The following is a 20,746-nucleotide window of genomic DNA, read 5'->3' on the forward strand; positions in this document are numbered from 1 at the left end:
TCCGCACCGGCCTCCCTCGCGGCTTCGCCCGGCTCGCCCCTGTCCCCTCTGCCCCGCCCCGCTGCCGTGGGGGCGGGGCAGAGGCCTTGGCGGGGGCGGCCTGGGCAACGGCCCGCGGCCGGCCGGGGGTTTCAGCGGGCGGGCAGGGCGGCCGGTGCGGGGGCGGGCCGCACACCGGCCGTCCCCCGAAAGCGGCGCAGCACGAGCCGGGCCAGTTCCGGGGCGGGGCCGAGGACCTCGGTGAGGTGGTCGGCCTCCGCGGTGAGGGCGTCCCGCCGGACCCGGTCGGCGAGCCGGCCGGGGGCGATGACGCACTGGGCGACGGCCACCCGCCGAACGCCGGCCGCGCGCAGGGCGTGCACCTGGGCCGTGGGGGAGGAGGCGGGAAGGGCGGGGCGGGCAGGAGCGGGGACGAGGGTGCCGGCGGCCGCTCCCGGTGCGGCGGCGGAGGCGAACGCCGGGCGGACGGTGCGCCAGCCCCGGCGTTCGAGTGTGCGGGCGAGCGCGTCGTAGGTCTCGGCCGCCCGGGGGCTGGCGGAGCCCGCCACGGCCAGCACGACCCCGGTGGAGCCGCGCTGGCGGGCGGTGAGCCCGCTCTCGTACAGCCGCCGCTCCAGGGCGTCCGCGAGGAGCGGCGAGGCACCCAGCACGGCCGCCTGGCGGACCGTCACCCCGGCGGGCGCCCCGCGCAGCAGCGCGGGCAGGTCGGTCCGGGCGTGGAAGGCGGGCACCAGCAGCAGCGGTACGGCCACGACGTCCCGGTGGCCGCGGCGGGCGAGCTCCTCCACGGCGGCCGGGACGGCGGGCGGGGTGAGGTCGAGGTATCCGGTCGCCACCCGCAGCGCGGGGCGCCCCCGCCGGATCTCCCGGGCCAGCGCGTCCACGCTCGCCGCGTGCCGCGCGTCCCGGCTGCCGTGCGCGACGAGCAGCAGCGCGGGCCGCCGTGGCACCGGACGCCGCGGCGGGAACGGTGGGCCCGTCACGGGGCGTCGTCCGGTGCGCGCTCCCAGGGTCGCCCCGGGCCGGGAGAGTTCCGGCCGGAAGCCCTCGTACTGCCGGAAGGCTTCGCACCGGACGTACTCGGTTTCTCGGGCGGGGCGGCGCACGGGGGCACCGCCCACGCCCGCGAGGCGGTGGGGGAGCGTGCCGTGCGCCCCGCCCGGGCGCACCCGGCCTGCCCGGTCACAGCTCTAGCTCGCGACCAGTGTGGGCGCCGGCCAGTACGGCTCGTCGTGCAGGAGGCGCGGGTCGTGCGTGAGGATGGCCTGTTCGTACTGGCTCAGGGCGGGGGAGGGCTCCACGCCCTGGTACTCGATCAGGTTGCGGCGGCACTGCCGGTAGACGCCGAGGGCGTCGAGCTGGCGGCCGGAGCGGTACAGCGCGCGCATCAGCAGCATGCAGAACTGCTCGTGGCAGGGGTTGCGCGAGTACAGCTCGGCGAGCTCGGGGAGGATGCGCTCGTGGCCGCCGACGCGCAGTTCGAGGTCGTACAGGAGCGTGAGCCCTGAGCTGCGGGCCTCCAGGTAGCGGGCGGCGGCGGTCTGGCAGATGGCGCCGCCGGTCAGGCCGCCGAAGACGGGGCCCCGCCAGCGGGAGAGGGCGGCCCGCAGTTCCGGGACGGCCTTCTCCAGCTCCTGCGGGGTGCCGCGGTGCACGCGGGCGTGGAGGGTGTCGATGGTGTCGAGGAAGAGGCTCGCGTCGAGCTCCCACCGGCCGCAGGTGAACATGTAGCCGGAGGTGCCGGTCACCACGCGTGAGGTGCCCCGGTCCGGCTCGAGTGCGGCCAGGGTCCGCCGGACTCTGCTGATCTGCGCCTGGAGCGCGTTCTCCACCTTCGCCGGTGGCGTGGTGCCCCACAGCTCCGCGATGAGCGAGTCGACCGTCACGAGGTCGCCCCCGGACACCAGTAGAGTGGCCAGCAGCGTCTGCTGCATGGCGCCGCCCAGTCGTACCGCAGAGCGGTTCTTTCTGATTTCGATGCAGCCCAGTACCGAGAACAGCAACACCGGAACCCCGTCTCCCCGTTGGGTTGATAAGTGACTTGCCGCCGTGCTGGTTTTCTGAGTTTCAACGATCAGATCGAGTCATCCACTTTAGTGGACCAATCGGTCCGCATCTTATGAGTTCGATTTTCTCTTGTCAACGACTCGAACACATACGGGGCTTGACAGTTCTTCGGAAAAAATCCGGGCGATACGAAAAAACGAGTCACCGCTTCCGGACCGGAAACCGGCTGCGATGTTTTTCCCGTGCGAAAGGCCGTGTAACGCAGTGGCGGGTGCGGGGGAACCTGTAATCCAGCCTTCTGCGCTACACGGCCGTACCGGGGAGCCGCCGCCCGGGACGGCGGCTCGGAATTACACCGTCCGCCGGCGGTGGCGGACCGTGCCGCCCACCGCGATCAGGGTCACGGCGAGGGTGATCACGGTGACGGTCCACAGCCCGGCCCGGTAGGGAACCAGGCCGCCGCCGGACACCAGCGAGAACACGGTCGCGGTGATCGCGATGACGATGCCGTTGCCGATCTGCGCACCGGCGTTGAACAGACCCGAGGCGAGGCCCTGTTCGTCGGCTGCGGCGTTGCCGACCGCGGCGATGTTCAGCGCCGGGTAGACCGCGGCGAACCCGAGGCCGCCGAGCAGCTGCTGGGCGAACAGGGTGACCAGCGGGTCCACGTGTCCGATCCCCAGCACCCAGCCGAGGTAGCCGACGCTCAGCATGAGCAGGCCGACCGTGGCCACCGGCCAGGCGCCGTGCTTGGTGACCAGCGCCGCGCCGAAGCGGGCGGTGCCGGCGGTCAGCACGCCGCCGATCAGGAAGGCGAGGCCGGCCTGGAGCGGCGACCAGCCGAGCTCGTCCTGGTAGTAGAGGGTGAGCACGAACTGGAAGGAGACGTAGGCGCCGAAGAAGAGCATGCAGAGGTTGGCGCGGGTCAGCTGCGGCCGGGTGAAGATGGCCAGCGGCACCAGCGGGGCCGGGTGCCGGCGCTCCACCAGGGTGAACACGGCGAACAGCGTGGCCGCGGCGACGAGCGAGCCGAGCGTGACGGAGTCGCTCCAGCCGTGGGTCGCGGCCCGGCTGAGTCCGTAGACGAGGGACACCGCGCCACCGGTCACCGTGACGGCGCCCAGCACGTCGAGACTGCCCCGGGCGGAGGCCTCCTGCCGCGAGGGCACCACGGAGGCGGCGAGGAGCACGACCAGCACGCCGACCACGGCGGGCAGGAACAGGATCAGCCGCCAGGACACCCCGGCCATCAGGCCGCCGAGCAGCAGACCGAGGGAGTAGCCGGCGGAGGCGACGGCGAGGAAGGTGCCGAGCGCACGGTTGCGCGCCTGCTCGTCCCGGAAGGCGTTCAGCAGGATGGCCATCGCGGCCGGCGCGGTGATGCCCGCACTGACGCCCTTGAGCAGACGGGCGACGACCAGCACGACACCGCTGTCGGCGAAGCCGCCGAGGCAGCTGGCGACCACGAACACCAGGAGCCAGCCGATCAGCAGCTTCTTGCGGTTGAACAGGTCGGCCAGGCGTCCGCCGAGCAGCAGGAAGCCGCCGAAGCCGAGCGCGTAGGCGGACACGACCCACTGGAGCGAGGAGGCGGACATCCCCAGGTCCTCCTGGACCAGGGGCAGCGCCGGACCCATGCTCGCGATGTCCATCGCGTCCAGGAACTGGACCGCGCACACCACGAGCAGCAGCAGCGGAAGGCTCTTGACCACGGGCGGGGCCGTGGCTGCCGGTGCTAACCGCTCGGCGGGCGGAGAGGTGGAAGAGGCCTCGGTCATGATCAAAAACTCCGATCGAACTCAGCGTCTGGAGTGTCTGGAGCGTCTCGGGCACTGGTCACGCATTATGGACCGATCGGTCCTGGACTGATCGGTCCATTTCTAGCGCCCAAGAAAGCCCCTGTCAAACGTATGCTGGTGGACGCGGAGTGCGGGGGCAGCGGGAAGGAGAACCAAGATGGCGCGAACACCCAGGCCAGGCACCCGACGCGTGATCCTGGACACCGCGTCCAGGCTCTTCGGCGAACAAGGTGTCCGGGCTGTGGGCATGCAGCAGCTGATCGACGAGAGCGGAGTCGGCAAGAGCCTGCTGTACCGCGAGTTCGCCGGGAAGGACGAGTTGGTCGCAGCCTGGATCCGCGAGAGCGACGCGGAGTGGTGGCGGGTGGCCCGCGAGGTCACCGAAGCCCACCAGGGCGACCCCGGCCGTCAGATCATGGCTCTGATGGAGTTCTTCCACGAGAGCGTCCGGTCACCCGACTTCCACGGGTGCATCTACTACAACACCTCCTCCGAGTTCCGGGACCCCGGCCACCCGGGCCGCCAGGAGTCGGAGGCGCATCTGCGCAGGCTGCGCGACTGGCTCCGGGACCTCGGCACGCTCGCCGGAGCGAGCGGGCCCGACGCCGAGGACATGGCCGACGCGCTGATGCTCGTCATCGCCGGCCTGCTCTCCAACGGCGCCGTCCTGGGCGCCGAGGGCCCGGCGAGGATGGCCCTGAAGACCGCCGAACTGCTCGTCCGCCAGTACTGCCCGAGCGAGGTGGCGGCCGCCGCGGCGTGACCGTGCGCCGGTGGCCCGCGGCGTGTGGGCGCCGCGGGGCACCGGCTGTCCGCCGGTTTGCCGGCCAGCCGGCCAGTCGGCCGTGCGACGGCCGCCGCTGCCGGAGGTCCGCTGCAGCCGTCGGCCGCGCACAGGATGCCGTTGCCGGCCGCGCCGTGGACGATCCGGACGTCGGTGACCGGCCTCCGTCGGTGTGACCGGTCTCCCGTGCCGCGACCCGGCCGTGGAGACGGCCGTGGAGACGGCCGTCGGTGACTGCCCGTCAGCCGCCGACCCGGCGCGGGCTCGCCGGGCGGACGGCCACGCCGTGCTCCTCGTACCCGTCGTCGTAGACGAAGGACGTGGGCAGCCGGTCGTGGAACTGGTAGTCGCGGCGGATGCGCCCGTCCTCGCCGAGCACCAGGACGTCCTGCCCGCTCATCTCCATCTCGCCGCCGGCCTCGGTCACCATCACCCAGTTGAAGCGGATCACGTCGTGGTGCCCGTCGGCGTTGTGGGAGGAGCGGAAGACATAGCCGAGCGGATCGTAGAGGCGGTGTGTGTAGGCCATCTGCTCGACGATCGCCGCATGGCCCCGGACCGGGTCGCGCCGGTAGAACAGGTAGACCGCGTCGGGCGCGTAGAGCCGCTCCACCCCGGCACGGCGCAGCTGCGGGTCCTTCTCGTTCCACAGGGCGACGTACTCGGCGAGCAGTTCGTTGGGCTTGCGCAGCATGGCAACTCTCCCGGAGGCGGGCGGCGCGGGCCGCTCAGGTCGGTTCCGCGTACCGGCGCAGCAGCTGCACCAGGTCGGCGGTGATGGCAGCGGTGTGTGCGTGCAGGAAGAAGTGGCCGCCGGGGAACACACGGCAGCCCAGGTAGCGTGGCGTGCGCTCGGCCCAGGCGCCCATCGCGCCGGGGGTGACCAGGGGGTCGTGACGGCCGGCGTAGGCGACCAGCGGGCAGTCCACGGCTGCCCGGTCGCCGGGGTCGTCGGCGCAGACGGAGCCGTCGGCGGTCATGGCCCGCACGGTGTCGTCGAGCAGCCGCCGGTCGGCGGCGACCTCGGCGGGCAGCGAGCCCAGTCGTGCCATGAACGCCCGTGGGTCCTGTCGGCCGGACCCTCCGGGGCCGGTGGCCGACGGCCCGCTCCCGGCGCCGGGAGCGGGGTGGCCGCGGGTGCCGCCCCCGGCGCCGGTGCCGAGGCCGTCCGGGGCCCAGCCGGAGACCGCCAGCAGCGCCGGGGACGGCAGCCCCCGGCGCCGCATCTCCACGGCCAGCCGGTACCCGAGCAGCCCTCCCATCGAGTGGCCGAACAGGGCGTACGGCCGCTCGTCCAGGTCGGCGGCCACCGTCTCGGCCAGATCGCGCAGCAGCGGCGCGAGCCGGGTGTACGGCGGCTCGTGGCGGCGTTCCTGACGTCCCGGCAGCTGGACGGCCCGGCAGGCGATGTCGCCGGGCAGCAGGGCCGGCCAGTCGCGGTAGGCGGTGGCCGCGCCGCCGCTGTGATGCAGCAGGAACAGCCGGGCGGACGCCTCCGGTTCGGCGTCCTCCGGGTGCAGCCACCGTCCGGCCGGGGCGGACCGCGGGTCGGTTGCCACCGCGGCTATCCCACCGGCTGGGGCCGCACCGTCGCGGCATGGCGTTCGCGCAGCACCCGGCGCAGCAGCTTGCCCGTGGGGTTGCGGGGCAGCTCGGTGACGATCTCGTACCCGGTGGGGATCTTGAAGCCGGCGATCCGGCCGTTCAGGAACCTCAGGAAGTCCCGCGGCCGTGCCGTCGTGTCCGGGCGCAGCACCACCGCGGCCCGCACCGCCTCGCCCCAGTCGTCGTCGGGGACGCCGTACACGGCGACGTCCGCCACCGCCGGGTGGGCGCGCAGGGCGTTCTCCACCTCGGTGGGGTAGATGTTCTGGCCGGCCACGATGATGGTGTCGTCGACCCGGTCGACGAGGTAGAGGTAGCCGTTCTCGTCGAGGTAGCCCATGTCTCCCATGTACAGCCAGTCGTCCCGGACGGCGTCCGCGGTGGCCTCGGGCAGCTGCCAGTAGCCGAGGAAGCGGGCCGGAGTGCTCACCACGACGCGTCCGGTGCGGCCCGGGGGCAGCGGGCGCCCTGCGTCGTCGAGGATACGGAGTTCGCTGCCGGGCAGGACACGGCCCGCGGAGCCGAGCACCGTGCTGTCGGCGGTGTGGTCCTCGGGGGCCAGGCAGGTGACGAAGCTGCCCGCCTCGGCGGACGAGTACCCCTGCGCCAGGGCGCAGCCCAGCGTGCCGATGCAGGTCAGCAGCAGCTCACGGTCGATCGGCGAACCGCTGTAGACGACCTTGCGCAGTGAGCGGAACGTCTCCCGGGTGGTGCCCGCCTCGGCCAGCATCATCCGCAGCATGGCGGGGGCCGCCCACAGCAGGGTGATCGCGTGCCGCTCGATGAGCCGGGTGGCCTCGTCGGCGATGAACCTGCGCATGACGACGGTGGTGGCGCCGCTGTTGAAGGAGTGCAGGAACCAGCCGAAGCCGGCGGTGTGCAGCCCGGGGAAGCAGCTCAGTCCCCGGTCCTCGGCGGTCCAGTCGATCCAGTCCACGCCGGCGGCGCGGGAGTCGGCGAGGAAGGTGAAGAAGGTGCGCTGGGCGAGGACGACCCCTTTGGGCAGGCCGGTGGTTCCGCTGGTGTAGAGCTGGGCGACCGGGTCGTCGAACCCCGTCGCCTCCGGCGGCTCGGTGTCCGGGCTGCCGTCCTTCCAGGCCAGGAAGCCGTCGGCGACGGCGCCCGGTGCCCCGGCGTCCGTCTCCACCAGCAGCCGCAGCCTCGGCAGGGACGCCCGCAGCCGGTCCACCGCGGGCCGGAACTCCCGCTCCACGAAGAGCAGCTCCGCCTGGGAGTCACGCAGGATGTGCTCGATCTCGGCGGGGGTGAGGCGCCAGTTGACCGGCACCAGGACGGCGCCGCTCTTCGCGCAGCCCAGGGCGAGGTCGTAGTAGTACTCCGACTCGTGGCCCAGGTAGCCCACCCGGGAGCCGGCCGTCGTTCCCGCGGCGAGCAGCGCGTGGGCGGTCCGGTTGCTCTCCCGGTGCAGTTGCGCGAACGTCAGCGCACGCTCCTCGCAGATGACGGCGGGCTGGTCGGGTCGGGTACGGGCGTGCAGCGCCGCACGCGCGGCGAGCGTCAGCGTGGTGCCGTGGTCCATGAGGTCCCTCGTCGGTGTGGGCTTCGGTGGGGGGCTTCGGTGGGGGGCTTCGGTGGGGGGCTTCGGTGGTGAGTGGTACGGCAGTACGGCGATGCGGGCGTACGGGGTACGGGTACGGGGCTGCGGAGGTGCGGGGGTGTACGGCCGGACGGTGCGGGCCCGGCCTCACCGCGGGGCCGGGTCAGGAGGCGTGGGCCACCGGGGCGGCTTGGGTGCCGAGGCGGCCGGACAGGTGGGCGGCGAGGTCCTCCACCGTCGGGTGGTCGAAGACCATGGCGGAGTCCAGCGGGAGATCCAGCAGTTCCTCCAGCCGGTTCTTCATGACCACGGCCGTCAGCGAGTCCACACCGAGTTCGAGGAAGCCGGCGCGGACGTCGACGTCGCGCGGGTCGTCGATGGACAGCAGTGCCGCGGTCACCGTGCGGACCAGTTCCGTCAGCGCCTCCCGGCGCTGCCGGGTCCCGGCCGCGCGCAGCGCCCGGTGGTCGACGGCCGCGGGCGGCGGCACGGGCGTGCCGGCCGGCCGGGGGGCGGCCCCGGGACGCCGGGCGAGCCGGGTGAACTCCATGCCGGCGAGCTCCATCACGGGCGTGCCGCCGGTCTCGTCGAGCAGGAGCACGTCGAGGCGGAACGCCTCGCGGGCGCCGTCCTCCTCGGCCCAGCGGACACGCAGGGCGGAGCGCAGCCGCTCGCCGCGGGGCTTGCGGTAGGACCGCAGGTGTCCGACCCCGGTGGCGAGGTACTGCTCCCCGTCGTCGGCCAGCGCGGCCAGGCCGTGGGTGGCGGCGTCCAGGACGGGCGGCGGGAGGTGCTCGGCGCGTGAGACGTCCGAGCCGGACAGGGTGGTCACCGCGAAGTCGGCCCCGTAGCGGGCGACCTGGCCGGCCCGGCTGAACTGCGGCCCGTAGTCCAGGCCCGCCGCGGCGTAGGCCGCACGCACCTGGTCACCGGTCAGGGTGGACTCGGGCACGGCGGAGGCGTCGGCGGCGGCGAGCCGGTCCAGCAGGACCCGGCCGGTGTCCGTCGGCGTGCCGTCGTGGGGGGCGGGGGCGATGACGGCGGTGACGTGCAGCCGCTCGGGGACCGCGCCGTCGGCGGCGGGTCTGCTCGCGATCTCCACGCCGATGCCGCCGTCCGGTCGCGGCTGGGTGCGGGTCAGCAGCAGGGTGGGCCGGTCGGTCAGGAACAGCGCCTCGTGGAACCGTACGTCCTGCACCGGGCGGCGGACTTCGCCGAGCAGTTCGTCCTGGAGGGCCAGCAGCAGCTCCAGGTAGCCGGCCGCGGGGAGGAACACACGGCCGCCGAGGGTGTGGTCGGCCAGATAGGCGGGGTGGGCGGCGCTGATCCGGGCCTCGAAGGAGTGCCGCCGTCCGCCGCTCGGTGCGGCGGGCTCCCGGGGGGCGCCGGGTGCGGGGGCGGCCGGAGGCCGCTCGCGTCCGAGCAACGGGTGGGTGCCGTCGGCGCCGGGGCGGGCGGCGGGCCGGGCGGGCAGCCGGTAGGGGCGCCGGTCGAAGGCGTACGGCGGCAGCTCGACGCGGCGGCCGGGCAGGCTCGCACAGATCTCGTGCCAGGCGAGCGGCAGGCCGGCGGTGTAGGCGCCGGCCAGTGCCGTGTGCAGCTGGGTGCCGTCGGGGTCCTCGGGGCTCATCGAGCTCAGCCAGCGGTGCCGGGAGGCGTCCACACACCGCCGGGCCAGTGCGGTCAGCGCGGCGGACGGCCCGACCTCCAGGAACACATGGCGGCCTCGCTCGTCGACGGCTCGCACACCGGCGGCGAACTCCACGGTCTGGTTGACGTGCCGGATCCAGTACCCGGGGTCCGCGAGCTCGGCGGGGGTGGCGATCCGGCCGGTCACGTTCGACACCAGCGGCAGCCTGGGCTCGTGGAAGGCGATGCCGTCGAGGACCTTCCCGAGCTGTTCGGAGACCTCGGCCAGGAGCGGTGAGTGGAAGGGAGCGGCGACCCGCAGCGGTGTGGCGTTCCAGCCGCGGGTGCGCAGCGCGGCGACGGCCTCGGCGAGCGAGCCGGAGCCGCCCGAGATCACGCACTGCTGCGGGGCGTTGTCGGCGGCGACGGCCAGGTCCGGCCAGGCGGCGAGCAGCGGGGCGACGTCCGCGGCGGGCGCCGGGACCGCGGCCATGCCGCCGGGCCGGGACACCGACTCGATCAGCGCGGCGCGGGCGGCGAGGAAGGTGACGCCGTCGGCGGTGGAGAACAGGCCGGCGACCGTGGCGGCGACGATCTCACCGACGCTGTGCCCGATGAGCACGCTCGGCCTGAGCCCCCACGCGAGCCACAGCCTGGCCAGCGCGTACTCCAGGGTGAACAGGGCGGCGTGGGTGTAGCGGGTCTGCGCGAGCAGCTCGCCGGCGTCCGCCGCGTCACCGAACATGACCCCGAGGACGGACCGGCCCAGCAGGGGGGTGAACAGCGCGTCGCACTCGTCGGCGTACCGCCGGAACACCGCCGACGTGCGATACAGCGACCGGCCCATGCCGACGTACTGGGCGCCGGAGCCGGTGAACAGGAAGGCCACCTTGCGGAATCCGTCGGGTTTGTCGTCTCCCGCCGTCGGGGCGCTCCACCGTTCCAGCCGGTCGGTGAGCTGCCCGAGGTCGGTGACCGCGGCCGCGTGCCGGTGCCGGAAGTGGGAACGGGCGACGGCACGGGTGTGGCACAGGTCGGCGAGCCCGGTGCCGGGATGCTCTTCGAGGAAGCCCAGGTACCGCCGCGCCTGGAGGCGCAGCGCGGGGCGGGACTTGGCGGACAGCGTGAAGACGTGCCCGGCGGCGCCGGCCTCCGCGGTGCGGCCGGCGGCCGCACCGGCCGCGGCCGCGGCCGCGCCCGCGCCTGCGCCTGCGGCCGCCGTACCGGCCGTACCGGATGCGGCGGCGGTACCCGCCGCACCGGCCGCCCGCGGGTTCTCGCGGGCGGCGACGCGGTCCTCCAGGGCCTCGGCACCGGTCTGCGGTGGCGGCGGCTCCTCCAGCACGGCGACCGCGATGGCACCCGCGACCCCGAAGCCGTTGACCATCGCCCGGCGTACCGGCGCCCGCCACGGCCGTACGGCGTCCGCAACCGTGACCGGGATGCTGTCCCAGGGGATCCGCCCGGACGGCGTCCGCCACACGTGGGGGTAGAACGCGCCGGCGCGCATCTGGGCGATGACCTTCAGTACGGCGCCCAGCCCGGCCGCGGGCTCCATGTGGCCGATGTTCGCCTTCAGGGAGCCGATGGTCACCGGGTCGTCCACGCTGTGCGAGTCGCCGAAGACGCCGCTGACGGAGCCGAGCTCGACGGGGTCCCCGAGCGGGGTGCCGGTGCCGTGGGCCTCGACGTACTGGATGTCCTGCGGCTCCAGCCGGGCGTTGGCCAGGGCCGCGCGCATCACGCCCTCCTGCGCGGTGCCGTTGGGCGCGCTGAGGCCCGCGCTCTCGCCGTCCTGCCCGATCGCGGTGCCGCGCACCAGGGCCAGCACGCTGTCGCCGTCCATGAGCGCGTCGGACAGCCGCTTCAGCACCAGGGCTCCGCAGCCCTCGGCGCGCGCGTACCCGTCGGCGCTCTCGTCGAAGGTCTTGCAGTGCCCGTCCGCGGCGAGCATCTGGCCGTGGGAGAGGATGAGGAAGGACCGGGGGTTGTGCAGCACGTTGGCGGCCGCGCACAGGGCGATCGAGCACTCGTGGCGGCGCAGCCCCTCGACCGCCAGGTGCAGGGCGGTGAGCGAGGACGCGCAGGCGGTGTCGGTGGTCAGGCTGGGGCCGCGCCAGCCGAGGAAGTAGGAGAGCCGGCCGGACATCGAGTAGCCGCCGAGGCCGGTGGTGAGGCTGCCGTCGAGGTCCTCGTCGGCGAGCGTCTCCAGGTCCAGGACGAAGTCCAGCGGTGAGGCCCCCACATAGACGCCGCCGTCTCCGTGGCGCAGGGCGGCCGGGTCGGCTCCGGCGTTCTCCAGCGCCTCCCAGGACGTCTCCAGCAGCAGCCGCTGCGCGGGGTCGATGAAGGGGGCCTGCCGGGGCGGGACATTGAAGAACTGGGCGTCGAATTCGTCGACACGGTCCAGGAATCCCCCGGCCCGCGCGGTGATGCGGTCCTCGGCCACCTCGGTGTTCCACCGGTCGCGCGGCAGCGGGCCTATTCCGGAGCGTCCCTCGCGCAGAAAGGCATCCAGTTCGGGCAGCGAGTTGTTCCCGCCGGGCAACCGCATTCCGACCCCGACGACCGCGATCGGCTCGTACCGTTCCAGCAGGAACTGGTTCAGCATTCTGTGCTGCTGCCGCAGCGTCTCCTGCGCGGCGTCGAACCGGCGGCGGATCAGGCGGTCCTGACGGTCTGCGTGCCCCTGACCGTCCTCGTGGCCCTCGCCGCGGTCCTCGTGGCCCTCGTGGCTCTCCCGGCCCTTGCCGCTCTCGTGGTCCTTGCGGCTCTCGTGGTCCTGATGGCCCGCGTCCGGCATGTCGGCACCTTCCTGATCGATGAGCTAAGCGGGCCGGGCGAAGTTCACCGCGGTCCGGCGGCGCCCCGAAGGGGCGCGGGGAACCGGGCGACCGGCCACGACGACGGCGCTGCGGTCGACCGACTCGTACCGCGGCACTTTCCAGCGGAGCGGCTCGTACCGCGCCGCGGGCCGGTTCACCGGCCCGCTGCGCCCCCGTCGAAGAGACCGGTCAGCACCTCGGCGGCCAGATGGTCCAGCAGCTGCTCCACCGTGGGCCGGTTGAACAGTGCGGTACTGCTGATGCCCCGTCCGAGCAGCGTCTCCAGCCGCTGTTTGACGCTGGTGAGCATCAAGGAGGTCATCCCCAGCTCGAAGAACGTGTCCTCCATCGGGAATTCCTCGTCCTCGGACATAAGAAGTGCGGACCTGAATTCCGCGGTCACCACGGATTCCAGGGCGGCCCGGCGTTCCGCCCGGGGCAGGGACTCGAGTTCTGCGGCGATCGGCGTCACGGGAATCACCTTTCTGCCATTCGGAGCGAGTAAAGCACAGGAGTCTTGACGACCTGCTGACCAGCTCCTGACCGGGAGAAGGACCAGCTCCCCGAACTGCCCGAAGGCCTTGTCAGTTCAATGTCAGGCCGATTGTGCGAACCTCGTACGCGGGAGTGTGCCCAAGATCCTTCTTGAAGGAGCCAGACATGCAGCACAGCGAAACCCGGGAAGAGTTGCGGACGAACGGCTACTCACTTCTGCCGGCCGATCTCTTTCCGCTCGACCCGGAAATGCATCCCCTGGTGAAGGAACTGGCGCACGAGTGGGAGCACCTGGAGACCGACCGCTACCTGAAGGGCGGCTCGCGCTTCCGTGAGAGGGCCTACGACCGCTTCTTCTTCGTGCCGCGCACGGGTGAGATCCGGCTGCGCCCGCACCGGCCGTACTTCCAGTCCGCCGGGGTCAACGACTACGCCGGCGGACTCCAGCGCGACGTGGCCCCGCTGAGCCGCTCCACCCTGGACAACCCGCTGCTGACCCGGCTGCTCCGGGAGAACTTCACCCGCTTCCCGGTGGCGGACGGCCGCCTCGACGAGCCCTGGGACGTGCAGTGCCACCAGTTCAGGATCATCAGCACCCCGGCGGAGACGGGTGAGCCGACGCCGGAGGGCCCGCACCGGGACGAGGTCGACTACGGCGCGATCCACCTCATGGGCCGGAGCAATGCCGCGGGCGGCGAGTCCCAGGTCTACGGGGAGGACGGGGCCCTCGTCGCCGAGTTCTGCCTGACCGAGCAGATGGACACCATGTTCTGGGCCGACCGGCAGATCCTGCACGCGGTCCGGCCCGTCCGCGCCGTGGACGAGAGCCGGCCCGCCGTGCGGGACGTCCTCATCATGGGCTACCGGCACACTCCGGATCTCCAGCGTATCGAGCGGGTCTGACGTGCCCAGGGGTGTTGCGTCCGGGTGCGGGCCCGGCAGGCCGAGGACCTCATGACCGGCCGGCCCGGCACAGCCGTCGACCGGCACGGCGAGGGCGACCGCACCGGACACCTCACCGGCCGCGGCACCCGGACCCTCGCCCGTGCGGCGAGGCGGAGGGGCGGAATGACGTGGACGCAACGAAGGCGTCCTGTAAACCGTCCTTCATTAGCACCACGTCAATGAGGGACGGTCCGCAGGACGCCTTCGTTGACGTCGGAGAGCCAGGCGGCGTCAGGTCGCCCGGCGGAGGGGGACGACCACGTGCTCGCCGAGAGCCTTGGGACTGAGCCGGTAGTAGCGGATGTGCGCGAGCTTGTCCGACTCCTCCAGCCAGCCCGCCTCGATGACCTGCTTGCGGGTGCGGGAGAAGACGGGGGCGGACATGCCGACGAGGGCGGCGAGGTTCGCGCCGGTCTCGACGACCGCTCCTGCCCGGTCGGTCGGATGCAGGGCGTAGAGCATGACGACCAGGCGCTGATTGGCGGTCATGCCGGCCGTGGCCTTGAGCAGTTCCAGGTTCTTCTGCTTGTCGTCGCTGGTCACTGGGCCTCCCACCGTGCAGGGGTCTTCTCGTCGAATCCAGGGATGTTCGGCGGGTTGCACGTCCTCACCGCTTCCCGTTGCTCCAGCCCTGTTCCATGGAAGGCAATGTACGGGCTGATGCGGTACAGGTTGTAGTTCCCGATGCGTCCTCGCACCACCAGGATGCGGTGCTTGGCGAGCTTCCGGTTGATTCTCCCCACGGCGTCGGTGGACATTCCCACACGCTTGGCGATGTCCGCGCCGGTCGCCCGCAGGGGCTCCATGCCCTCGGGAGAGACTCCGATCCACCACAGAACCAGGAACTTCTGACTCGGCGTGAACGCCTTCGACTCGCTGATCGCCTCCACGCGGGCCTTGTCCACCTGTGTGTGCCGTCCGGCGAAGGCGTACGGCGCATAGGGGACCGGCTCGCCCGTGTCGGCGTTCACCAGTCTGCGTACTGCTCCCAAAAGGGCCTCCGTACACGGGGTTGATGGACGTCAGAAGCACGGCCGTGAGACCGACCTGATGAACCTAACGTACATGAGCAGGAAGTCAATCAACTCAGTCCTCCCCGCCGTGTCGTGGTGGTCCCGACGGGCGGTGGAGGGCGGTGGACGGCGGCGCCGGACAGGCCGAAACGACGCTGTGGACAGGCGCTTCCCTCTCGCCCGGCAGCCCCTCAGCTCATTGCCGTCACAGCAATCTAGGGCGTTCCTAGGATCTGGGTACCCAGATCCTAGGAACTGCCTGGCAGTTCCTAGGATCTGGGTCTCAACTGCTGTTTTCGCAGGTCAGAGGCCGTTTGCGAAACGCGCTCTCTTACATCGTCAAAGTGACCGTTCGTGGGGGACCGGGTGAGGGGGGACTCAATGCCGCCACCCATCGACCTCAACCGGCGAAAGTCAGCCACGACGGCGGGACGGGTGACCGGTCAGGCGCGCGTGTGTCTCCAGCAACCGTCCTGCGGCAGTGACCACGCTTTCGAGGAAACCCGGAGGCGCGACGGCGTGCATGCCGCCGACGCTCGCCGGGTGGCCGGCACCAGGGGCGTGGGTCCGGCGCGCAGAGCCACCTTTTCCGCGTCGGCCGACAAGCCGTAGGACGCACCGCAGGGCGGACGGCACACCGCGTCGCACGCCCCGGCGCCCAGACGTCCGGGCCCTCGACCGGCAGGCGGATGCCTGTGCTCTCGGTACCGCCCGCCGGCGGCGGGTGGCTTCGCCACGGTCCGTCAAGGCGCACCCGGCCGCAGGCGGGGCTGCGGGCGGGGCTGCGCGGTGCCCCTCGTGGACGTGCGGGACCGCCGGAGCTGTCAGGCGGCGAAACCGATGTTGGTGACGTACTCGTACTGCCCCCACTGGGAGCCGAGATCGACGATCCGGTCCACCCAGGCGTCGTCGAGTGCCTGGGCGTCGTCGGCGGCCCAGGCCTCGACGATGCGGTCCCACCGGCGGATGTTGAGCGTCCTGAACTCCACGAAGCGCTGGCGCGGCCGCGGGACCTGGGACTGGTTCAGGGGGTGGATCTCGACGCGGGTGCCGCGGCCCTCGCGGTTGAGGCGGGCCAGCAGGTAGCGGGCGACGTTGTGGCGGCGGACGGTCCGGTAGGCCGTCTCGATCCGCTGGAGGTTCTTCCTGGTGGGCGTGCGCCTGCCGTCCAGCCAGGCCTTGAGGGTGCGGTCGGTGACCGTGAGACCCGCGGCGCGGGCGGCGGCCCGGGCGTGGTCGGTGCGGGTGAGGTAGTGCAGCCGGGCCAGAAGACCGCGGCGCGTGGTGACGGGTGTGGCGATGTAGCCGGCAAGCGCGTCGAGACGGCGGGCGACGGCCTCGTGGCCCTTGATCCCCCGGGCACCGTACTTGCCGAAGTCGTGAGTGCGCTCTGGCACGGGGCCTCCCTCTCGTCACCGTGCGGACATACCGCGAGGTCAGTATCGCGGACGGGGTGGGGGATCGGTTCCAGCGACCGAAGCGACGGTGCTCCGGGACTGAGGAAAGGTTTCGGCAACGATCGCCGGAGATCCGGTGGAGGACGGGTGGAGCGCTCGCACGGGGCCAGCGACCGAAGGAGAGCTACCGGCAGAACGCTGAGTCGCTCCGATCCGCCGAGAGAAGTAGCAGGTCAGATGAGGTGTCTTGGCTGATCAGCGACCGAAGCGACTGAAGGTCCGGGTATATGAAGACATTCGCACGTGCGCGTGTGCGTGTGCGTGCGTGCGCGCGTTGGCGTCATAGATAGAGAAGTTCAGTCGCTTCAGTCGCTATTTTGGTCACTGCAGCCCATCTGACCTGGGAATCTTCACAGCGTCTCATCGAGCGACCGAGTCCTCTCGGTCGCTTCCGGTGGGTCGCTGGGTCGCTGACGCTGAGGTGCGGCGGTGCCGACGGGGTCCTGTCGGTCGCCAACTCGGCTTGATCCGGCCTGTGGATGAAGCACTCGGGAAACCGTCGCTTCGCTACCCTGCGTGAGTCGTTCAGTCGCTTCGGTCGCTCACGGGGGGTGCAAGATGACTGCTGAGCTGGGGACATCGCACGCCGGCTCGGGGCTGTGCGGGTCAGGGACGCGGTCGGAGCTCGCCCGAGGTCGCCGGTGACCTCCGGACACGACGACGCCCTGTTCGACTTCGACCTGGCCCGGGCCACCGCGCGGCTCCTGGACCGGTCCGTCCCGCTGCCCCGGCCGGCGGGCACACGCCCCGGCGACACTCCGCGGCCCGGGGAGGGCGACGGCACCGGGGCGGCGACGGAGGCCGGCGCGGAAGCCCCGGCGAAAGCCCCCGGGGAGGCGCTCGCCGGAGCCGGACGGGAACCGCCTCCGGCCACCGGGGCGGCTGCGCCGCCTCCTGCCACAGCGGCTCCGGCCGCCGTCGCGGCGGCCGCGGAGGCCGGCACCTCGTGCGGGCTGCTGCCCGACACCCTCAGCGACCGGGGCAACGCCAAGCTGTTCGTGCAGCGCTACGCCAACGACTACCGGCACGTCCCCGGCCTGGGCTGGTTCCGGTGGGACCGTACGCGCTGGCAGGCCGACGAGGACGACACGATGATGTGGGCGGCCGGAGACCTGGCCGAGTCGATCGCCACGTCGGACCCGCGCGGGGTGTACAGCCCGGCCGCGCTCCGGCAGCACCGTCGCCGGGCGCTCAGCACCAGCGGGATGAACGCCATGCTGGTGCAGGCCCGTTCGGCGCCGGGCATGGTGCTGAACGCCGCGCTGCTGGACGCGGACCCGTACTCCCTGTGCACCCCGGCCGGGGTCGTCGACCTGCGTACCGGGCTGATCCGGACGCCCGAGCCGCACCGGGACTTCCACTCGCGTCGCACCACGGCCGCGCCCGAGCCGGTGCCGACTCCGCGCTGGGACCGGTTCCTCACCGACACCTTCGGAAGCGGACCGGACGGCACCGAGATGATCGACTTCCTGCACCTGCTGCTGGGCTACTCGATCACCGGCGACGTGGGCGGGCAGGTGATGCCGTTCCTGTTCGGCTCGGGCAAGAACGGCAAGTCGGTGCTGCTGGACGTGGTGATGAAGCTGATCGGCGACTACGCCGACGTGGCGCCGCCGGGCTTCCTGATGGCGCGTCCGTACGAGGGGCATCCGACCGACCTGGCGGAGCTGCACGGGCGGCGCATCATCGTGTGCAGCGAGGTCAAGCCGGGGGACCGGTTCGACGAGGCCAGGGTGAAGCTGCTGACCGGCGGCGACCGGATCAAGGCGCGGCGGATGCGGCAGGACTTCTTCAGCTTCTCGCCGACGCACAAACTGTGGCTGCTGGGCAACCACCGCCCCGAGGTGGGCACGGGCGGCTTCGCGTTCTGGCGCCGGATGCGGCTGCTGCCGTTCGAGCGGGTGGTGCCGGACCAGCGGAAGATCGACAACCTGGCGGACGTCCTGGTGACCGAGGAGGGCCCGGGAATCCTCAACTGGCTCATCGAGGGCGCCCGGCGCTACCTGGGCGGCGAGAAGGGCCTCAGCGGGCCGGAGAGGGTGCGTATCGCCACCACGGCGTACGCGGAGACCGAGGACCACACGGGGCGCTTCCTGGCCGAGGCCTGCGTGCTGGACAGCGGACTCAGGGCGGAACAGACGCAGGTGTACGCCGCCTATCGGACGTGGTGTCAGAATGAGGGCGCGCCGGCGGTCTCGTCCCGGGCCTTCGCGGCGCGGGTCCGGGAGCTGGTGGGGCTGGCGTCACCGAAAGAGATGGTCCTGTCCAACCAGCGCAAGTACTACCCGGGCATCGGACTGCTCGCCGACGAGGAGACTGCATGAGCGCTCTCATCGCAGAGGACGAGATAGCCCACGAGATCGGCTTCGTCTGGCTGGAGGACGTGTCCGGACTCGACTACGTGCGGCAGAGCCTGGACCGGCTGCCGACCCGCCGGGGCAGACCGGCCTACCACCGCGACGGCCGGATGGTCGGGTACGCGCTGCTCGGCCCGCGGGCCAGGCCGTCCCGGTCCTCGGGCACGTTCCGCCGCAGAGTGTTCTGGCTCCTCCCGCACGACCGGGACACCGACCCCGAGGGCCTCTACGCGACCGGGGCCCCGGCCGAGGCCGTGGACCCCTGCACCCTCACCCCGGGCAACAAGGGCCGCAAGACACCCCGCTCGGGCGGTGTGCCCGAGGCTCCGGCCGCCCCGGAGCCGGGCCTCTCGCTGCCCGGGTGAGCGCCGTTCCGCCCGGCGGGCCCCAGACACACCGGGCCGGGGGTCACAGGCCGGTGCCGCCGGAGGCGTCGACGCACTGGCCGGTCACCCAGCGGGCGTCCGGCGAGGCCAGGAAGGCCACCACGTCCGCGACGTCGGCCGGGCGGCCCATCCGGTCGAAGACGGAGAGGGCGGCGTGTGCGGCCTCGGCCTCGGGGGTGGCCCAGCGCTGCCGGTTCAGGTCCGTCCGGACGAAGCCGGGCGCCACGCAGTTGACCGTGATCCGCCGGGGGCCGAGTTCCTTGGCGAGAGTGCGGGTGAGGGCCTCCAGAGCGCCCTTGGCCATGGAGTAGGCGAGGGAGGTCGGCAGGGCGACCCGGGTGGCCGCGGAGCTGATGCCGATGATGCGTCCGCCGTCGCGCAGCCGCCGCAGGCCCTCCTGCACGAGGAACAGGGGGGCTCTGGCGTGGACGGCCATCAGCCGGTCGAAGTCCTGCGGTGTGACGTCGAGGACGCCGCCCCGGACGTTGAAGCCGGCGTTGTTGACCAGGATGTCCAGCTCGGCCGGCTCGCCCAGGTCGTGCAGACCGGCGTCGAAGCGCTCGTAGACCGTGCGGACGTCGTCGGGCACGCCGAGGGGGCCGTGCAGCGGGAAGGCACGGCCGCCGTCGGCGGTGATCAGGCCGCAGGTCTCGCGGGCCGACGCCGCGTCGCTGCCGTAGTGCACGGCGACCAGCGCGCCGTCCGCCGCGAGACGGCGGGCGATGGCCCGCCCGATCCCTCTGCCCCCGCCGGTGACCAGGGCCGTTCTGTCCTTCAGGGTGCTGCTCATCGTCCCCCCACGTGGTGAGCCGGCCGGAGCTCCGGAACCGGAACCCAGGATATCTGTTGAAGAAACCGCGCGTCCGGTTTATTGTTCTTTCCATGAGAGCCCCGCGCCGTGCGAAACCGGCGCGAGGTCCCCGTCAGGCCGCCGTACGCCCTCGTCGTACGGCCCGACGTTAGGCGGTTGTGTGATGGCCCTGAGGCATCTGCGTCTGATCGCGGTGAACATCGACGGAGTGTTGCTGAACGACACCTTCAGTCCTGTCATCCACCAGTTCGTGGTGCGTCGGGGCGGTGTCTACACCGCCGACCTGGAGCGCGCGGTGCTGTCGCAGCCGCAGCTGCGGGCCGCCGCCGCGATGGGCGTGCCGGGAACCCCCGAGGAAGTGGTGCAGGAGTACTTCCGCGAGCGGCGGGCCTACGTCGAGCGGCATCCGGTCCGCGTCATGGACGGGGCCGGCGCGCTGCTGGAGCGGCTGCGGGCCACCGGCGCCCGGCTGGTGTGCTACGGCGGCCTGGAGCGCGACCACTTCGACCGGCACCTCGGCTCCTACGCGGGCCACTTCGACGGACCGCGCTACGTCTGCACCGACGCCTTCCGGCCCGGCATCCGGGAGATCGCCGAGGACGTCTTCGGGCTGCGCTGCGACGAGGCGCTGTTCATCGACGACGTGGCCCGCGTGGCCGAGGTCGCCCGGCAGCTGGGGGCCGCGTTCATCGGGCACCCGACCTCCTACGAGCACAGCTTCCAGCGGGTGCTGATGCGGCGGGCCGGGGTGCGTCACCTGGTCGGGTCGCTCGACTCGGTCGACGACCGGCTGGTGCGGACCCTGGACGCCGAGGCGGCCGGGGGCCGGCTGTGGTCCGGGGCGGCCGCGATCAGCGAGAGAAAGGTTCCTGCGAACGTCTGACCGGGCAGGGAAAGATCGGAAACCAGCCGCAAAACCTACAGGGCGGATGGTTTCTGTACCCCGGCCCCCCGGAGCCCCCGGAAGACCTCGTACAGTAGCCCTGACCAGCCCATTCCAGCCTCGGAGCGCCGTGAGTCGCGCACTGTGGCCACAGGAGTGCGCCGGACCGGGGGACGAATCCCGGGCGAACTT

Annotated in this window: 17 protein-coding genes; 5 read left to right on the plus strand and 12 right to left on the minus strand. The window is 72.4% G+C overall.

Annotation, left to right across the window (positions count from 1 at the left end; genetic code table 11):
* Nucleotides 1-131: 131 nt before the first annotated feature.
* From AC5K6T_RS30960 to AC5K6T_RS30970, 3 genes are all read right to left on the minus strand, one after another.
* Complete coding sequence (locus AC5K6T_RS30960) at nucleotides 132-950, minus strand: sirohydrochlorin chelatase (protein ID WP_493214335.1); 819 nt, start codon at nucleotides 948-950, stop codon at nucleotides 132-134.
* A 240-nt stretch (nucleotides 951-1,190) separates the two neighbouring features.
* Nucleotides 1,191-2,006, minus strand: coding sequence for an AfsR/SARP family transcriptional regulator (locus tag AC5K6T_RS30965; RefSeq protein ID WP_493214336.1), 816 nt, complete (start codon nucleotides 2,004-2,006; stop codon nucleotides 1,191-1,193).
* A gap of 351 nt (nucleotides 2,007-2,357) precedes the next feature.
* Entirely contained in the window at nucleotides 2,358-3,785 is a 1,428-nt protein-coding gene (locus tag AC5K6T_RS30970; RefSeq protein ID WP_493214337.1) for an MFS transporter, read from the minus strand.
* Nucleotides 3,786-3,963: 178 nt separating this feature from the next.
* Here AC5K6T_RS30970 and AC5K6T_RS30975 point away from each other — a divergent pair, with 178 nt between their 5' ends.
* Entirely contained in the window at nucleotides 3,964-4,569 is a 606-nt protein-coding gene (locus AC5K6T_RS30975) for a TetR/AcrR family transcriptional regulator (protein ID WP_493214338.1), read from the plus strand.
* Nucleotides 4,570-4,831: 262 nt separating this feature from the next.
* On the opposite strand, the gene AC5K6T_RS30980 is transcribed toward AC5K6T_RS30975, so the two are convergent.
* The 5 genes from AC5K6T_RS30980 to AC5K6T_RS31000 all read right to left on the minus strand — a co-directional run bounded on the left by AC5K6T_RS30980 (nucleotide 4,832) and on the right by AC5K6T_RS31000 (nucleotide 12,679).
* Entirely contained in the window at nucleotides 4,832-5,284 is a 453-nt protein-coding gene (locus AC5K6T_RS30980; protein WP_493214339.1) for a nuclear transport factor 2 family protein, read from the minus strand.
* 34 nt (nucleotides 5,285-5,318) lie between these two features.
* Nucleotides 5,319-6,149: a thioesterase II family protein gene (locus AC5K6T_RS30985; RefSeq protein ID WP_493214340.1), complete on the minus strand. Its 831-nt coding sequence runs from the start codon at nucleotides 6,147-6,149 to the stop codon at nucleotides 5,319-5,321.
* A 5-nt stretch (nucleotides 6,150-6,154) separates the two neighbouring features.
* Nucleotides 6,155-7,735, minus strand: a complete 1,581-nt coding sequence (locus AC5K6T_RS30990) for a long-chain-fatty-acid--CoA ligase (protein ID WP_493214341.1) — start codon at nucleotides 7,733-7,735, stop codon at nucleotides 6,155-6,157.
* A 181-nt stretch (nucleotides 7,736-7,916) separates the two neighbouring features.
* Nucleotides 7,917-11,993 (minus strand): type I polyketide synthase, encoded by a 4,077-nt coding sequence (locus tag AC5K6T_RS30995; RefSeq protein ID WP_493214394.1) that lies wholly within the window; start codon nucleotides 11,991-11,993, stop codon nucleotides 7,917-7,919.
* A 368-nt stretch (nucleotides 11,994-12,361) separates the two neighbouring features.
* Nucleotides 12,362-12,679, minus strand: a complete 318-nt coding sequence (locus AC5K6T_RS31000; RefSeq protein WP_493214342.1) for an acyl carrier protein — start codon at nucleotides 12,677-12,679, stop codon at nucleotides 12,362-12,364.
* 188 nt (nucleotides 12,680-12,867) lie between these two features.
* Between AC5K6T_RS31000 and AC5K6T_RS31005 the strand changes: the two genes are divergently transcribed.
* Complete coding sequence (locus tag AC5K6T_RS31005) at nucleotides 12,868-13,605, plus strand: 2OG-Fe dioxygenase family protein (RefSeq protein WP_493214343.1); 738 nt, start codon at nucleotides 12,868-12,870, stop codon at nucleotides 13,603-13,605.
* Between the two features lie 273 nt (nucleotides 13,606-13,878).
* On the opposite strand, the gene AC5K6T_RS31010 is transcribed toward AC5K6T_RS31005, so the two are convergent.
* From AC5K6T_RS31010 to AC5K6T_RS31020, 3 genes are all read right to left on the minus strand, one after another.
* A complete protein-coding gene (locus AC5K6T_RS31010; protein WP_493214344.1) occupies nucleotides 13,879-14,190 on the minus strand; it encodes a replication initiation protein, RepL2 in 312 nt (103 codons plus the stop codon).
* Nucleotides 14,187-14,639 (minus strand): MarR family transcriptional regulator, encoded by a 453-nt coding sequence (locus tag AC5K6T_RS31015; RefSeq protein WP_493214345.1) that lies wholly within the window; start codon nucleotides 14,637-14,639, stop codon nucleotides 14,187-14,189. The genes AC5K6T_RS31010 and AC5K6T_RS31015 overlap by 4 nt, the downstream gene beginning before the upstream one ends.
* 845 nt (nucleotides 14,640-15,484) lie before the next feature.
* Complete coding sequence (locus tag AC5K6T_RS31020) at nucleotides 15,485-16,057, minus strand: transcriptional regulator (RefSeq protein WP_493214346.1); 573 nt, start codon at nucleotides 16,055-16,057, stop codon at nucleotides 15,485-15,487.
* A 1,013-nt stretch (nucleotides 16,058-17,070) separates the two neighbouring features.
* On the opposite strand from AC5K6T_RS31020, the gene AC5K6T_RS31025 reads away from it, so the two are divergent.
* Both AC5K6T_RS31025 and AC5K6T_RS31030 read left to right on the plus strand, forming a co-directional pair.
* Nucleotides 17,071-18,441 (plus strand): DNA primase family protein, encoded by a 1,371-nt coding sequence (locus AC5K6T_RS31025; RefSeq protein ID WP_493214395.1) that lies wholly within the window; start codon nucleotides 17,071-17,073, stop codon nucleotides 18,439-18,441.
* Nucleotides 18,438-18,839, plus strand: a complete 402-nt coding sequence (locus AC5K6T_RS31030) for a DUF6009 family protein (RefSeq protein WP_493214347.1) — start codon at nucleotides 18,438-18,440, stop codon at nucleotides 18,837-18,839. Before AC5K6T_RS31025 ends, AC5K6T_RS31030 begins: the two co-directional genes overlap by 4 nt.
* Before the next feature lie 43 nt (nucleotides 18,840-18,882).
* Here AC5K6T_RS31030 and AC5K6T_RS31035 read toward each other — a convergent pair whose 3' ends face one another.
* A complete protein-coding gene (locus tag AC5K6T_RS31035; protein ID WP_493214348.1) occupies nucleotides 18,883-19,650 on the minus strand; it encodes an SDR family oxidoreductase in 768 nt (255 codons plus the stop codon).
* Between the two features lie 184 nt (nucleotides 19,651-19,834).
* Here AC5K6T_RS31035 and AC5K6T_RS31040 point away from each other — a divergent pair, with 184 nt between their 5' ends.
* Entirely contained in the window at nucleotides 19,835-20,554 is a 720-nt protein-coding gene (locus AC5K6T_RS31040) for an HAD family hydrolase (protein ID WP_493214349.1), read from the plus strand.
* Nucleotides 20,555-20,746: the final 192 nt, after the last annotated feature.

Source organism: Streptomyces sp. B8-7 (assembly GCF_058833805.1).

What these genes read in the sequence shown, in the direction of transcription:
- AC5K6T_RS30995 (WP_493214394.1), bottom strand. Translation starts at nt 11,993, where the DNA reads ATGCTGAACCAGTTCCTGCTGGAACGGTACGAGCCGATCGCGGTCGTC.
- AC5K6T_RS31030 (WP_493214347.1), top strand. Translation starts at nt 18,438, where the DNA reads ATGAGCGCTCTCATCGCAGAGGACGAGATAGCCCACGAGATCGGCTTC.
- AC5K6T_RS30975 (WP_493214338.1), top strand. Translation starts at nt 3,964, where the DNA reads ATGGCGCGAACACCCAGGCCAGGCACCCGACGCGTGATCCTGGACACC.
- AC5K6T_RS31035 (WP_493214348.1), bottom strand. Translation starts at nt 19,650, where the DNA reads ATGAGCAGCACCCTGAAGGACAGAACGGCCCTGGTCACCGGCGGGGGC.
- AC5K6T_RS31005 (WP_493214343.1), top strand. Translation starts at nt 12,868, where the DNA reads ATGCAGCACAGCGAAACCCGGGAAGAGTTGCGGACGAACGGCTACTCA.
- AC5K6T_RS30990 (WP_493214341.1), bottom strand. Translation starts at nt 7,735, where the DNA reads ATGGACCACGGCACCACGCTGACGCTCGCCGCGCGTGCGGCGCTGCAC.
- AC5K6T_RS30980 (WP_493214339.1), bottom strand. Translation starts at nt 5,284, where the DNA reads ATGCTGCGCAAGCCCAACGAACTGCTCGCCGAGTACGTCGCCCTGTGG.
- AC5K6T_RS30970 (WP_493214337.1), bottom strand. Translation starts at nt 3,785, where the DNA reads ATGACCGAGGCCTCTTCCACCTCTCCGCCCGCCGAGCGGTTAGCACCG.
- AC5K6T_RS31040 (WP_493214349.1), top strand. Translation starts at nt 19,835, where the DNA reads ATGGCCCTGAGGCATCTGCGTCTGATCGCGGTGAACATCGACGGAGTG.